At 59.8% G+C, this 13003-nt stretch carries 13 protein-coding genes; 12 read left to right on the forward strand and 1 reads right to left on the reverse strand.

Annotated elements, in window-relative coordinates:
- Genes QM647_RS19020 through QM647_RS19045 form a run of 6 tightly spaced genes read left to right on the forward strand, consistent with a single transcriptional unit; the run spans nt 1 to nt 5735 of the window.
- Nucleotides 1-1296 carry an amidohydrolase family protein gene (locus QM647_RS19020; protein WP_414997139.1) on the forward strand — a complete coding sequence of 432 codons (1296 nt, stop codon included), beginning with the start codon at nt 1-3 and terminating at the stop codon, nt 1294-1296.
- Nucleotides 1289-2083, forward strand: coding sequence for an alpha/beta hydrolase family protein (locus QM647_RS19025; protein ID WP_414997140.1), 795 nt, complete (start codon nt 1289-1291; stop codon nt 2081-2083). Before QM647_RS19020 ends, QM647_RS19025 begins: the two co-directional genes overlap by 8 nt.
- Nucleotides 2080-3588, forward strand: a complete 1509-nt coding sequence (locus tag QM647_RS19030) for a bifunctional 3-(3-hydroxy-phenyl)propionate/3-hydroxycinnamic acid hydroxylase (RefSeq protein ID WP_414997141.1) — start codon at nt 2080-2082, stop codon at nt 3586-3588. Before QM647_RS19025 ends, QM647_RS19030 begins: the two co-directional genes overlap by 4 nt.
- On the forward strand, nt 3581-4021 hold the full coding sequence (locus QM647_RS19035) for a GlcG/HbpS family heme-binding protein (RefSeq protein WP_414997142.1): 441 nt from the start codon (nt 3581-3583) through the stop codon (nt 4019-4021). The genes QM647_RS19030 and QM647_RS19035 overlap by 8 nt, the downstream gene beginning before the upstream one ends.
- Nucleotides 4018-4902, forward strand: a complete 885-nt coding sequence (locus QM647_RS19040) for a VOC family protein (protein WP_414997143.1) — start codon at nt 4018-4020, stop codon at nt 4900-4902. The genes QM647_RS19035 and QM647_RS19040 overlap by 4 nt, the downstream gene beginning before the upstream one ends.
- Nucleotides 4902-5735 (forward strand): fumarylacetoacetate hydrolase family protein, encoded by an 834-nt coding sequence (locus tag QM647_RS19045; RefSeq protein WP_414997144.1) that lies wholly within the window; start codon nt 4902-4904, stop codon nt 5733-5735. The genes QM647_RS19040 and QM647_RS19045 overlap by 1 nt, the downstream gene beginning before the upstream one ends.
- A 552-nt stretch (nt 5736-6287) precedes the next feature.
- Here QM647_RS19045 and QM647_RS19050 read toward each other — a convergent pair.
- A complete protein-coding gene (locus tag QM647_RS19050) occupies nt 6288-7487 on the reverse strand; it encodes a LysR family transcriptional regulator (RefSeq protein ID WP_414997145.1) in 1200 nt (399 codons plus the stop codon).
- Nucleotides 7488-7618: 131 nt separating this feature from the next.
- Between QM647_RS19050 and QM647_RS19055 the strand changes: the two genes are divergently transcribed.
- From QM647_RS19055 to QM647_RS19080, 6 genes are all read left to right on the forward strand, one after another.
- Nucleotides 7619-8536 carry an amidohydrolase family protein gene (locus QM647_RS19055; RefSeq protein WP_414997146.1) on the forward strand — a complete coding sequence of 306 codons (918 nt, stop codon included), beginning with the start codon at nt 7619-7621 and terminating at the stop codon, nt 8534-8536.
- A gap of 150 nt (nt 8537-8686) precedes the next feature.
- Nucleotides 8687-9082 carry a protocatechuate 4,5-dioxygenase subunit alpha gene (gene ligA, locus QM647_RS19060; protein ID WP_414997147.1) on the forward strand — a complete coding sequence of 132 codons (396 nt, stop codon included), beginning with the start codon at nt 8687-8689 and terminating at the stop codon, nt 9080-9082.
- Nucleotides 9082-9924 carry a class III extradiol dioxygenase subunit beta gene (locus tag QM647_RS19065; protein ID WP_414997148.1) on the forward strand — a complete coding sequence of 281 codons (843 nt, stop codon included), beginning with the start codon at nt 9082-9084 and terminating at the stop codon, nt 9922-9924. The genes ligA and QM647_RS19065 overlap by 1 nt, the downstream gene beginning before the upstream one ends.
- Nucleotides 9925-9927: 3 nt before the next feature.
- A complete protein-coding gene (locus tag QM647_RS19070) occupies nt 9928-10872 on the forward strand; it encodes a Gfo/Idh/MocA family oxidoreductase (protein WP_414997149.1) in 945 nt (314 codons plus the stop codon).
- A 58-nt stretch (nt 10873-10930) separates the two neighbouring features.
- Nucleotides 10931-11911, forward strand: a complete 981-nt coding sequence (locus QM647_RS19075) for an aldo/keto reductase (RefSeq protein WP_414997150.1) — start codon at nt 10931-10933, stop codon at nt 11909-11911.
- Between the two features lie 651 nt (nt 11912-12562).
- Nucleotides 12563-12817 (forward strand): antitoxin, encoded by a 255-nt coding sequence (locus QM647_RS19080; RefSeq protein ID WP_414997151.1) that lies wholly within the window; start codon nt 12563-12565, stop codon nt 12815-12817.
- The last annotated feature ends 186 nt before the right edge of the window (nt 12818-13003 follow it).

The raw sequence follows: 13003 nt of genomic DNA on the forward strand, positions 1-13003 counted from the left end.
ATGAAGCCCGTGAAGCGTATTTTATTCAAGAATGTCCGTATCTTTGACGGTTCCGGTTCGGATCTGTTTCCCGGCGAAGTGTTGGTCGAAGGTGATCGCATCACCAAGGTGAGCAAGCGTCCGGAGGGGCTTTTCAGCAAGAAGGACCCGAAGATCAGCGAGGACGGCGCCGAGGTTATAGATGGCGGTGGCGCGGTGCTGATGCCGGGCATGGTCGAGGCCCATGGCCATCTGAGCTGGCCGTCTTCCACTGAGCGGTTCGTCCCGGAATTCGTGCTGCCGATCGAGGAAATGATGATCGTGACGGCGCAGAACGCCCGCATCCTGCTCGATAGCGGCTTCACCAGTGTCTACAGCGCCGGCGCGCTTTCTGATCGCATCGAAGTCGTCATCCGCGACAATATCAACAAGGGCTATCTGCCGGGGCCGCGCCTGCGCGCCTGCACCCTGGAGCGCAGCCCGGAAGAGGATGAAAGCAAGCCCGGCTCGGTCAATCACGGCCGCGGGCCGGAAGCGATCCGGTCCTTTGTGAAGAAGTGCAAGGCCATGGGCGTTGATCAGGTCAAACTGGTGATTTCCGGCGAGGACGCGCTCAATCCCGGCTCGTCGCACCATCTGATGTGCACCGAGGAAGAAGCCATGGCCGCTGGCGAAACGGCCAGAGAATGCGGTATCCCTCTGTCGGCCCATACCCAGGGTAATGATGCGGTGAAGCTGGGCCTCCGCGCAGGTGTCCGCGTCATGTACCACTGTACCTATGCCGACGAGGAAGCCATTGATATGCTGGTGGCACAGAAGGACCGCATCTTCATGGCGCCCGCCATCGGCGTCATTGTCGCCACCCTGGAAGCCACGCCGCCGCCGCATATCGACATGTCCTCCATGAAGGAGATGGCCAAGCCGGTCATCGAGCGGGCGAAGAAGATGATTCCGGAACTGAAGCGCCGCGGCGTGCGCGTCCTGATCGGCGGCGACTACGGCTTCCCGTTCAATCCCAATGGCACCAATGCCCGTGATCTCCAGCATTTTGTCGACCTGTTTGGTTACACGGAAAAGGAAGTGCTGCACGCCGCCACCAAGCTCGGCGGTGAACTGATGGAACTGGAGGTCGGCGAGATCAGGCCGGGCTATCTGGCGGATATTCTGTTGGTCGATGGCGATGTTACGAAGGACGTCCGCATCCTGCAAAAGAAGGACAACCTGCTGGCCATCATGAAGGGTGGTCAGTTCCACAAGAACAAGCTATCCGGCCGCATCGCCGGCGCGCCCGTGCCCAGCCGGGAAGAACATGCTTAAGGCCGATCTGACGCTGAGCGTCGCGCGCGAGGTCACGGGCGATCTGTACCTGCCGCAAACGCCGGGACCACATCCGGTGGTCGTCGCCGTCCATGGCGGCGGCTGGCGGCGCGGGTCGCGCAAGGCGCTGGCGCAATGGGGGCATTTCCTCGCCGCCAACGGCATTGCTTTTCTGGCCACCAGCTATCGCCTGACCACCAATGGCGCCGTGTGGCCGCACAATCTCGCCGATGTCCATGCGGCGCTGGAATGGCTTCAGGCGCAAGGGGCGAACGAGGGGCTGGATGTCGGCCGTGTGGGCCTGCTGGGGGCTTCGGCCGGGGCGCATCTGGCGGCACTGGCGACTCTGTTGCGCGATGAGGCGAAGACGCCACCAATACGCGCTTTAGTGGGCGTCTATGGCGTCTATGATCTGGTGACGCACTGGCAGGCGGATCTGATCAAGAATGCGCCGGCCGCCGAAGACCCGACCGTGCGGATGCTGGGCGTCACGCCGCTCGATAATCCGCGTCTCTATTTCGATGCCTCGCCGATCAGTCATGTCACCCATGCGGTGCGCGGGCTGAAAGTCCAGTTGATCCATGGCGATCATGATGAGGATATCGACGATGCGCAATCCGAGGTCTTCGCCTTGCGCCTGCGTCAGGGCGGCGCACAGGTGCAGTATGTGACCGTGCCGGGTGCGGGCCATTTGTGGTTTTCCAGCGAAGACATGCGCGAACTGTCCAGCCACTGCGCCTATGTGGCGCCGCGTCTGCTGGCCTTCCTGAAGCAGAGTTTGTTATGAGTTACGACGTTATAATTGTTGGCTGCGGTCCGGTTGGCGCCACCGCCGCCAACCTGCTGGGCCAGACCGGTCACAAGGTGCTGGTGCTGGAGCAGTTCGCGGATGCCTTTCCGCTGCCGCGTGCTGTTCACCTCGACCACGAGATGATGCGCCTGTTCCAGGGCGTGGGCCTGGCCGACAAGATCCTGCCCCAGACGCGCGAAACGCAAGGGCATATGCACCTCGGCGCCGACGGCGATGTCATCCGCTATATGGGCAGTGTCGGCAAACCGAAGCGTTTCGGATGGGCCAATGACTATTTCTTCTACCAGCCGGAACTCGAAGCCACTTTGCGCGAAGGCTTCCAGCGTTTCGCCAATATCGAGTTTCGTCCGGGCGTGCTGGTCGATGGCGTGCGCAATACGGCCAGCGGCTGCGAGATCACCGCTGGTGCGGAAACTTTTACCGCCCGCTTTGCCATTGGTTGTGACGGCGCGCGCAGCCCGGTGCGCCACGCCCTGGGTATCGAGCTGCATGACCTGTTGTTCGAGGAAGCCTGGCTGGTGGTCGATGCCAATGTCGACGGGCCGATCAGCTTCCCGCCGATTCCGTCCCTGCCCGAGGGGGCCGATCCGCAGCAGCTTTCGGTTATGACCTGCGATCCCAGACGCCCGGCCACCATCGTGCCCGGACGTGGCGCCCACCGCCGCTGGGAGTTCATGCTGCTGCCCGGCGAGAGCGAAACGGCGATTGTCGAACCGGCGTCGATCCATGCGCTCGTTGATCCGTGCCTGCAGGGCTGCACCTACGAGATTGTCCGCACCGCCACCTACAAGTTCAATGCCCGCGTGGCGCGCGAATGGCGCAAGGGCCATGTGTTTCTCGCCGGGGACGCCGCTCACCAGACGCCGCCCTTCTTCGGTCAGGGCATGTGTCATGGCCTGCGTGATGTCAGCAATCTGGCGTTCAAGCTTGACCTGGTGTTGCGTGGTCTGGCCGATGACAGCCTGCTCGATACTTACCAGTCGGAACGCGATCCGCAGGTGCGCCACGTCATCGGTGCGGCCGTCGCGGCGGGGCGCTATATCTGCGAACTCGACCCACACAAGGCCGCCGCGCGCGATGACGAGATCCGCGAGCGCCAGCGTTCGGGCCAGGACATCGCTACCGCCGCCGATCTGATCGCGCCCTATACGGATGGTCTCGTCACTGAAGGGGCAGGGGAGCGCTTTATTCAGCCGCGCATCGATGGCGCGCTGCTCGATGATCTGACCGGAGGCGGCTTCCGCCTGCTGGGCCAGTCGGACGGTCTCTCGGCCGCCGGCGAAGCGGTGATCGCGCGCCTTGGCATCACCCGCTTCGATCACCCGCAACTCACCGAGCTGCTGAACGACGAAACCGTACTGCTGCGGCCCGACAACTATGTCTTCGGCCGGGCCAAGACATCTGCCGAACTCGAAACCCTGCTGCACACCCTGAACGACCAGCTTCATTCCACGCCTGCCAGAGTAAGCCTCCATGCCTGATCTTTCGCTCGCCCACGCGCGCATAATCATTGCCGCCGCCCTGAAGACGGCGCGTGACAACCAATTCTCGCCGCTGGCCATTGTCGTGCTTGATGCCGGCGCCCGCCCGGTCGCTTTCGAGCGCGAGGATGGGGCGGGCTTTCTGCGTCTCGATATCGCCCAGGCCAAGGCCGCCGGCGCCATCGGCATGGGCTACGGTACGCGCGATCTCGCCAAGCGCGCCGCCGGCAATCCCGGTTTCTATACTGCGCTCTATGCCGTCAGCCAGGGCCAGATGGCGCCGTCACCCGGCGGTGTGCTGATCCGCAATGCATCGGGCGAAGTGATCGGCGCAGTCGGAGTCAGCGGCGATACAGGCGACAATGACGAACGCGCCGCCGTCGCGGGTCTGGAAGCAGCGGGTCTGACCTATGACACGGGAGCCGCCCAATGATCCGCCTGCGCAGCATCGAACTGAACCTGCCCAATGCCGCCGCCGCGCGCGATTTCTTCCTCAATATCTGGGGACTGGCGGATGCGGGTATTACCGGCGTCACCAGCTATCTGCGTGGCTCCGGCGCCTTTCCCTATCTGGTATCTCTCACCGAAGCCGAAGGCCCCAGCGTCTGCTCGACGACCTTTGTGGTGGATGACGCCGATCTGGCGCGCATCCGCGAGGGTGCTGCGGCCGAGGGTCTGATCATCCAGGATACGATCAGCAAGGACCCGGGTGGCGGCAGGGGCGTGCTGGTGCAGTTGCCGGAGGGCGAGGTGTTCCGTTTCCTCGTCGGCGCCACCGAGGTTGCGTCGATCGAGGGCCGTGATCTGCCGGTCAAGCTGACCCATGTGGTGATGAATTCGGCCGACGCCGAGGCAACAGCCACGGTAGCAGAAAAGGCGTTGGGCTTCCGCGTCTCCGACCGCACCAAGGGCATGGTGTTTGTCCGCTGTTCGCCGTCGCACCACAGCGTCGCCTTTGCGCGCGCTGGCTTTGCTTCGCTCAATCACATTGCGTTTGAAATGCAGGATATCGACGCCGTCATGCGTGGTATAGGCCGCATGCGCGACCACGGCGCGACGCCTGCCTGGGGACCGGGCCGCCACGGACCGGGCGACAATGTCTACGCCTATTACATCTCGCCGTTCGGTGCGGTGATCGAATATTCCACAGCCGTCGAGATCGTGCCCGAGGATTACCAGGTCGGCGCGCCAGAAGACTGGACATGGCCGCCCAACCGCATCGACCAATGGGGCATTTCCGATAAGGATTTCGAGGGTCTCGGCAAGGCCGAACGCATATTCAAGTACTTGCCATTGCAAGAGAAGGTTATCTGATGAAGTACGTATCCTATACCCATAATGGTCGGGTGACCTATGGCCATGTCGAAGGCGACAAGGTCTCCGATCTCGGCGCTATTTCGGGTGCACCGGCTGATCTGGTAGCAGCCCTGAAGGCCGATGCCTTGGCCAGCCTCACGGCTGAAGCGACCATTCCCTTCGCCGATATCCAGCTGCTGCCGGTGGTCACCAACCCCGCCAAGATCTTCTGTGTCGGTCACAACTATGAATCCCACCGCGTCGAGACCGGCCGCGCCAAGGTCGGCCATCCGTCGATCTTCCTGCGCTTCGCCGATACGCTGAACAGCCATGAAGGCGCCGTCCTGCGGCCAAAGTCCTCGACCAGCCTCGATTATGAAGCTGAACTGGCCATCATCATCGGCAAGGGCGGCCGCTATATCTCCGAAGCCGACGCCATGAACCACGTCGCCGGCTTTACCTGCGCCAATGACGTGTCGGTGCGTGACTGGCAGTGGCACACCACCCAGTTCGCGCCGGGCAAGAACTTCCCGACCACCTGTCCGCTCGGTCCCTGGATGGTGACGCCGGACGAGATCGCCGACCTGAACGCGGTCAGTGTCACCTCGCGCCTTAATGGCCAGGTCATGCAGCACGCCACGCTCGACCACCTGCTGTTCCCGCTGCCGGTGATCATCGAATACCTGTCGGGCTTCACCATGCTCAATCCGGGCGATGTTATCCTGACGGGGACGCCGGGCGGCGTCGGTGCCAAGCGTGAACCGCCGGTGTGGATGAAGGCTGGCGACGTCATCGAGGTTGAGGTCTCAGGTGTCGGTCTGCTGAAAAACACCATAATCGATGAGGCGTGAGCCTCCGCCTGATCCCATTTTCTGCGGATATTCCTCCCCACCCGCAAACTTGAAAGCCCGGCCAGGTAACTGGTCGGGCTCATTTTGGGGATGCTTGTCGGGTTAAATCGTTTAGGTGGCGCTAAAGTCGAACGCCTGGCTATTTCGCCACGTGTGAGATTGCGTAAGTGTATGCGGCAGCCAGTTCAATTGTCCGTCCGGTCTCACGTTCAGCACGCAGACGTGGTCCGATAATAAGTGCGAAGGTGGCAAGGGTGAGAAGACCTGCGCACAGAACAAGTGCTGGATCTAACTTGAGCTTAGTCATTGAGTTTCCATTCCTGTCTAGACCCCGCGTCTAACTGCGCAGGTGCTCTGGCTTAAGGAAACCACAGTTTTTGAATAACGGAAAATTGGAATGCGTGATCTTATGCATTCATATTTGTTATAGCAGACGACGACCCAGTCCGCCTGGTTTGATCAGAGCCGACGGTCCATAAGGTCTAAACCAATCTCTTACGGCGCGACCAAAATCTGTCGACAGCCACGGTGGCGTTCAATCAGTCCAGATCGTCAGGACGTTGTTTGCAGATGTTCCAGGAAGATCGCTTGCAGTTGCGTCGGTATGAAGCCCTGACGGACACTGATGCCGATCCGGCGCGATGAGCCGGTCAGGGGAGGGCCCATGACCTTCAGAAGGCCGGCCGAAACAGAACCGCCAACCTGCTGCGCAGAGAGCACGGCCGCGTGATCCGTTCTCAACAATAATTCCTGTGTGGCGACGAGGGATGCGGACTCGACCACCCGACGAGGCGAAGCCTGCCCCTTGGCGCGGATGAAGGCTTCGAAATTGTCCCGGCCCGGTGTCCCGCCACGCGGCAGAATCCAGGAAAGACTCCCCAGCTGTTCCGGTGTCAGCTTGTCCTTGTCGCTGTCGAAATTCAGGGCCAACGGGTGACCCGCTCGCACAAGGATCACAAACGGATCGTCGAAAATGGGCGTTTGGACAATGCCTTCGGGTGCGGGCATACGCAGGGCGCCCAGCAGAAAGTCAATGCGTCCATGCAGCAGGGCAGACAGCTGTTCATTATAGGGACCATCCAGAAGACTGACCCTGGCGTCCGGGAAGGCGCGTAATGTGCCGGCCAGCGCATCGGGCAGCCAGCGCGACCGCGCCAGGGGGAGGGCGCCTATGCGCAGGGCGCCATCCATCACGCCTTGCAATTCCCTGACCGCTTCCCGCGCCCGGCTGATCTCGCTGAAGAACAGGTCGGCATATTGCGCGATGGCACGGGCTTCAGGTGTCGGTTCGATGCGGGCGCCATCCCGGCGCCACAGAGACAGACCGCAAAGTGTTTCGAGTTCCCGGGCGGCGCGGTGTACGCTGGGTTGCGATACGGCCAGCAGACGGGCGGCCTGGCTAAAGTTGCCCGTTTCGATGATGGCGGAAAGGGCTCTTAGCTGCGTTTCCGTGACCATCCTCTGGAAGGGAAGGGCTGTACGGCCCCTGCGTGTTCGCAGTGCGTCTTCGGCGGCCTTAAGGTAGGTGGCCGCCGCGGTCACACGGCTGCACCAGATATCTCCCGCTGCCGTTGGCGCCATGCCGCGGGACGAACGTTCGAACAGGCGCGTATCCAGATCCGTTTCGCAAGCGCTGACCGCATCCGCTACAGCCGATTGAGATATATGATTCAGATCGGCCGCCTTGAGCGTGCTGCCGGTCTCATAAACCGCCTGCACGGCCCACAATCGTCGCAGCTTGAAGACTTCCATGCTTCCTCCTATAACCAGAACCGATAGCATTCATCATCGATTACGGGAAGCGAGCGGACCGCTTTTCTGGGATAAACACCGGCATAAACGTGTAGCCATGCATGGCGGCGCTAATGACGATGAGGGATGGAATGACAACAACACTACCCGCCTTTACCAAGGATGCCGACTGGCTCGACTGGTGCGCCAATCCTTCGAAACCGAAATTCCGGCTACCCAAGGGCGCGGTCGATGCCCATTGCCACGTCTTCGGGCCGGGCGATATCTTCCCCTTTGCGCCGGAACGCAAATATACGCCGTGCGATGCCAGTTACGAGCAACTCTTCGCTCTGCGGGACTTCCTCGGTTTCGAGCGCAATGTCATCGTTCAGGCCACCTGCCATGGTGCTGACAACCGCGCCCTGGTCGATGCTCTGCAACGCTCGGATGGCAAGGCCCGCGGCGTGGCAACCGTCAAGCGTTCGGTGACCGATGAGGAACTGCATGCGCTCCATGCCGCTGGCGTGCGTGGCGTGCGCTTCAATTTCGTCAAACGCCTGGTCGATGCCCTGCCTTTCGACAGTCTGACCGAAATCGCCGAGCGCATCTCGAAGCTCGGCTGGCATATCGTCATCTATTTCGAGGCCGAGGACCTGAAGGAATATTTCAAGTTCTTCACCGACCTGCCGACGACCGTGGTGGTCGATCATATGGGCCGGCCGGACGTCTCTAAGAACGCCTTCGGGCCGGATTTCGACCTGTTCGTCAAGCTGCTGGAATATGACAACTTCTGGTGCAAGACGACCTGCCCCGAACGCCTGAGCAAATCAGGTGCGCCTGCCTATGATGACGTTGTGCCATTCGCCAAGCGCATTGTGGAAGCCTTCCCCGGCCGCGTCATCTGGGGTACGGACTGGCCGCACCCGAATATGAAGTCGCATATGCCGGATGACGGCAATCTTGTCGATTTCATCCCGAAGATCGCCACGACCGAAAGCCTGCAAAAGAAGCTTCTGGTCACCAATCCTATGCGGCTCTACTGGCCGGAGGAGGTGCGCGGTGATCAATAAACCCAGGCTGTCACGCAGCGAAAAAGCCGCTAGGCAACAGGCTGGCCGCAGTGAGAAAACAATCCAGAAACCGACCCAAACCACGACGGTCATCTTCGAAAAGGGGCGGGGTACGAGTGTTCACGTGACTATCCGTCAAGAGGCGCCCAAATGACCAAATCACGCCCCTATGACGATGTCCCCGGCACGACCGTCTTCGACGAGCGCATGTCGCGCAAGGGCTATCACCTGAACCAGTTCTGCATGTCGTTGATGAAGCCTGAGAACCGCGAACGCTTCAAGGCTGACAACCGTGCCTATCTTGACGAATGGAAGATGACGGAAGAGCAGAAGCAGGCCGTTATCGACCGCGATTACAACCGGATGCTGTCGCTTGGCGGCAATATCTATTTCCTCGCCAAGATCTTCTCTTCCGATGGTCTGAGCTTTCAGTACGCCGCCTCGACCATGACCGGGGTGAGTGAAGCGGAATATCTCCGGATGATGCTGGCCGGCGGCCGTACGCCCGAAGGCAATCGCTACAAGCATGAATGGGAGAAGAAGTAATGGCCCGCATTACCGCAGGCGTCGCCACCTCGCACGTGCCGGCCATCGGCCGCGCCATCGACACCGGCCAGACTCAGTCCGAATACTGGAAGCCTTTATTCGACGGTTTCGAATTTGCCAAAAAATGGGAAGAGTCCGAAAAGCCAGACGTGGTTTTTCTCGTTTATAACGATCATGCCACCGCCTTTTCGCTCGACCTGATCCCGACCTTTGCCATCGGCGTGGCGGAAGACTATGCCGTGGCCGATGAAGGCTTCGGTCCGCGACCGGTGCCGGCGGTGGAAGGTGCGGCCGATCTCGCCTGGCATATAGCCGGATCGGTGATCCAGCAGGATTTCGACCTGACCGTGGTCAACAGGATGGATGTCGACCATGGCCTGACCGTGCCGCTGTCGTTGATGTTCGGCCAGCCGGAAAAGTGGCCGTGCCAGGTGATCCCCTTCGCCGTCAATGTCGTGCAATATCCGGTGCCCTCGGGCCGCCGCTGTTACAATCTCGGCAAGGCCATACGCAAGGCCATCGACAGCTACCCGGAAGACCTCAATGTGCAGATCTGGGGCACGGGCGGCATGTCGCATCAGTTGCAGGGGCCGCGCGCCGGCCTGATCAATGCGCCCTGGGATAACGCCTTCCTGTCGGACATTGTCGACAATGTCGACCGGCTCGTGAACATCCCGCCGGAGGAATATATCCGCGAAGCGGGCTCTGAAGGCATCGAGCTGGTCATGTGGCTCATCATGCGCGGCGCGCTCGATGACAAGGTCACGGAACTGCATCGTCATTATCACGTCCCGGCGTCGAATACGGCGGTAGGGCATATCATTCTGAAAAATGGAAACTAAGTCATGAAAATCGCACTCGCTGGCGCTGGCGCCTTCGGCATTAAGCATCTGGACGGCCTGAAGAACATCGACGGCGTGGAAGTGGTGGCGCTGATCAGCCGCACCTTAGAGGCGACGCAGGAAGTGGCCGCCAAATATGGCATTCCCCATGTCTTTACCGAACTGGATGACGCGCTGAAACTGGAGGAGGTCGACGCCGTTATCCTCTGCACCCCCACCCAAATGCATGCCCAACAGGCCATCGCCTGCATGAAGGCCGGCAAGCATGTGCAGGTCGAGATTCCGCTGGCGGATTCGTGGGAAGAGGCCGAGGCCGTCCTGAACCTGCAAAAAGAAACCGGCCTGGTCTGCATGGTCGGTCATACCCGCCGCTTCAACCCCTCGCACCAGTATGTCCATAACAAGATCACGGCGGGGGAACTGAATATCCAGCAGATGGACGTGCAGACCTATTTCTTCCGTCGCAAGAACATGAATGCCCTGGGGCAGCCGCGCTCGTGGACCGATCACCTGTTGTGGCACCACGCCGCCCATACGGTCGATCTCTTCGCCTATCAGGCCGGTTCGCCGATCGTTAAGGCGAACGCCGTCGAAGGGCCGATCCACCCGGAACTGGGCATTGCCATGGATATGTCGATCCAGCTCAAGGCGGCCAACGGTGCCATCTGCACCCTGTCGCTGTCGTTCAACAATGACGGGCCTCTCGGCACCTTCTTCCGCTATATCTGCGATAACGGCACCTATATCGCGCGCTATGACGACCTGGTGAACGGCAAGGAAGAGCCGATCGATGTTTCCAAGGTCGATGTGTCGATGAACGGCATTGAATTGCAGGATCGTGAATTCGTCGCCGCCATTCGTGAAGGCCGCGAGCCAAACAGCTCTGTTGCACAGGTCCTGCCCTGCTATAAGGTGCTGCACGATCTGGAACAGCAACTGAAAGACTAGATCTTTTGTCGCACTTTTTAAGCCAAAAAGTGCATCACACTTTTTGGAAAGTGCTCGCATGCAGCGCAAACTCGCAGGGGAAACGGTCAACGGGTTTGGCCTTGGCTGTATGAACCTGTCACACGCCTATGGCGTTCCGCCGACACCAGAGGCGGGACGCGAGGTGCTGGCTAAGGCGCTCGATCTCGGCGTCGATCACTTCGATACGGCAGCGCTCTATGGCTTCGGACGCAACGAGACCTTGGTAGGGGAGGCGCTGAAGGGTGTGCGCCAGCGCATCTTCCTGGCCTCCAAGTGCGGCCTGACCAATGAGACGGGCGCCCGCGTCATGGATGGCCGGCCCGAGACCCTGCGCCTGACCTGCGAGGCGTCATTGCGCCGTTTGCAGACCGACGTGATCGACCTCTATTATCTGCATCGCTGGGATAAGTCGGTCCCGATCGAGGAATCGGTCGGCGGGCTGGCGGAGCTTCTCCGTGAAGGCAAGATCCGCAGCATCGGCCTGTCGGAAGTCTCAGCCGCAACGCTGAAAAAGGCCCATGCCGAGCATCCGATTGCCGCTGTCCAGACCGAATATTCGCTGTGGACTCGCAATCCGGAAATCGCCGTTCTCGAGGCCTGTCGAGACATCGGCGTGGCCTTTGTCGCCTTCTCGCCGCTGGGACGGGGGTTCCTGGGCGGTGCGGTGCGAGATGGCAATTTTGCCCCGCGCGACCTGCGCGCCACCATGCCGCGTTTCATGGCTGAGAACCTGGCGCAAAACCTAACGTGGTTTGCCGAGTTCGAATATCTCGCCAATAGCGCAGCGGTGACGCCGGCACAACTGGCCCTGGCGTGGGTCATGTCGCGCGGTGATCATGTCCACGTCATTCCCGGCACGACCTCGATCGAGCACCTGACAGAAAACATGACCGTGCCGGAACTGGACGCTTCGCTACTGGCAGAGGCGGGCGAGTTGATCAACATCTATGCCGTCAAAGGGGCGCGTTATCCGGCGACGATCCAGCCCGAGATCGATACCGAGGAATTTGCTCCCTGATGAGCGACCCATTTATGTTGGTGTAATCGGGGATGGTTCCCGTCAGGTGGTCCATCGCAGGAGCTATCCCGGCGCCTGTTCGATACGCGATGCCAGCCAACTGGCCGCGCAGCTCATGGCCGAGGTCGACACGGGAGTAGCCGACTGACCACGGACCGTCCCAACCGTCCTCTCAGCCAGGCAAGCAGTCTTCGCACGTACGAGGCCTGTGCCATGTTGCCTCTCCCGGTTTTAAAATCTTGAAGAAAACCGCCTCAGGGCGATTTTAAGCCAGCGCGTGAATGGCGACGGCGAAGATGAACCGTAAGCCAGAGAGATATCAGGAAAAATCGCTGCCAGTACGGTCAGGCACGCTCGGGGACTGGTTCCTCCAAACTGATCCAGAAGGACATACTTCTGCCCTTCATTTGTATTGCCTCCGTAGGCGGAGATCTGGTCAATCGGAGTGACCCAAACGGCCCGAAATGTGCCGAAAATCCCTAGTCATCAAGTAACTACGGCTAATTCCCCATAAGATATATTATGTAATCGCCATAAATATCTGTTTCAAATGGCATTTTAATAACCGAATTTAATAATGACTTTAAATTGGTAAACTCTTTTAACCTGACCCACATTTGAGGTAATCTGAATTTGTGTAAGGGTTTACAGATGAGGCGCCTGACAATTGACATGACCGATCAACAATATCAGAGCCTTAAAGCTTTGGCGGCCTTGCAAGGAAAAACGATAAAGCAATATGCCCTTGAACGTCTTTTGCCGTCTCAGAGGGAAGGTGATCTGGCGTGGTCGGAACTTAAAGTGCTTCTCACAAAACGTATTGCAGAGGGCCTGAACGGCAATTTGGAACCTAAATCGTTCGAGCAAATAGTGAATGAAGAGCTTGGAGAAGGCTCGGTGCCTTGAACAGGCTTTACCAGGTGCAAAGCGGAGCCGCTGACGACTTACGATCGATAGGATATGATCAGCCGCATATCCGACCGCCTGACGGAGTTTGCATGCATAATTTCCCATAACCTTTATTATGCGATAAAACAATGTAGATCACCGATAGAAAGGACACGCCTCTCACGGATAGAAATGACACAGTCC

Origin of the sequence: Asticcacaulis sp. (assembly GCF_047605585.1) — a bacterium.
Taxonomy (GTDB): Bacteria; Pseudomonadota; Alphaproteobacteria; order Caulobacterales; family Caulobacteraceae; genus Asticcacaulis.

Bases quoted from the DNA above. Each gene is read 5' to 3' on its own strand.
- QM647_RS19020 (WP_414997139.1), top strand. From the start codon at position 1: ATGAAGCCCGTGAAGCGTATTTTATTCAAGAATGTCCGTATCTTTGAC.
- QM647_RS19025 (WP_414997140.1), top strand. From the start codon at position 1,289: ATGCTTAAGGCCGATCTGACGCTGAGCGTCGCGCGCGAGGTCACGGGC.
- QM647_RS19030 (WP_414997141.1), top strand. From the start codon at position 2,080: ATGAGTTACGACGTTATAATTGTTGGCTGCGGTCCGGTTGGCGCCACC.
- QM647_RS19035 (WP_414997142.1), top strand. From the start codon at position 3,581: ATGCCTGATCTTTCGCTCGCCCACGCGCGCATAATCATTGCCGCCGCC.
- QM647_RS19040 (WP_414997143.1), top strand. From the start codon at position 4,018: ATGATCCGCCTGCGCAGCATCGAACTGAACCTGCCCAATGCCGCCGCC.
- QM647_RS19045 (WP_414997144.1), top strand. From the start codon at position 4,902: ATGAAGTACGTATCCTATACCCATAATGGTCGGGTGACCTATGGCCAT.
- QM647_RS19050 (WP_414997145.1), bottom strand. From the start codon at position 7,487: ATGGAAGTCTTCAAGCTGCGACGATTGTGGGCCGTGCAGGCGGTTTAT.
- QM647_RS19055 (WP_414997146.1), top strand. From the start codon at position 7,619: ATGACAACAACACTACCCGCCTTTACCAAGGATGCCGACTGGCTCGAC.
- ligA (WP_414997147.1), top strand. From the start codon at position 8,687: ATGACCAAATCACGCCCCTATGACGATGTCCCCGGCACGACCGTCTTC.
- QM647_RS19065 (WP_414997148.1), top strand. From the start codon at position 9,082: ATGGCCCGCATTACCGCAGGCGTCGCCACCTCGCACGTGCCGGCCATC.
- QM647_RS19070 (WP_414997149.1), top strand. From the start codon at position 9,928: ATGAAAATCGCACTCGCTGGCGCTGGCGCCTTCGGCATTAAGCATCTG.
- QM647_RS19075 (WP_414997150.1), top strand. From the start codon at position 10,931: ATGCAGCGCAAACTCGCAGGGGAAACGGTCAACGGGTTTGGCCTTGGC.
- QM647_RS19080 (WP_414997151.1), top strand. From the start codon at position 12,563: ATGAGGCGCCTGACAATTGACATGACCGATCAACAATATCAGAGCCTT.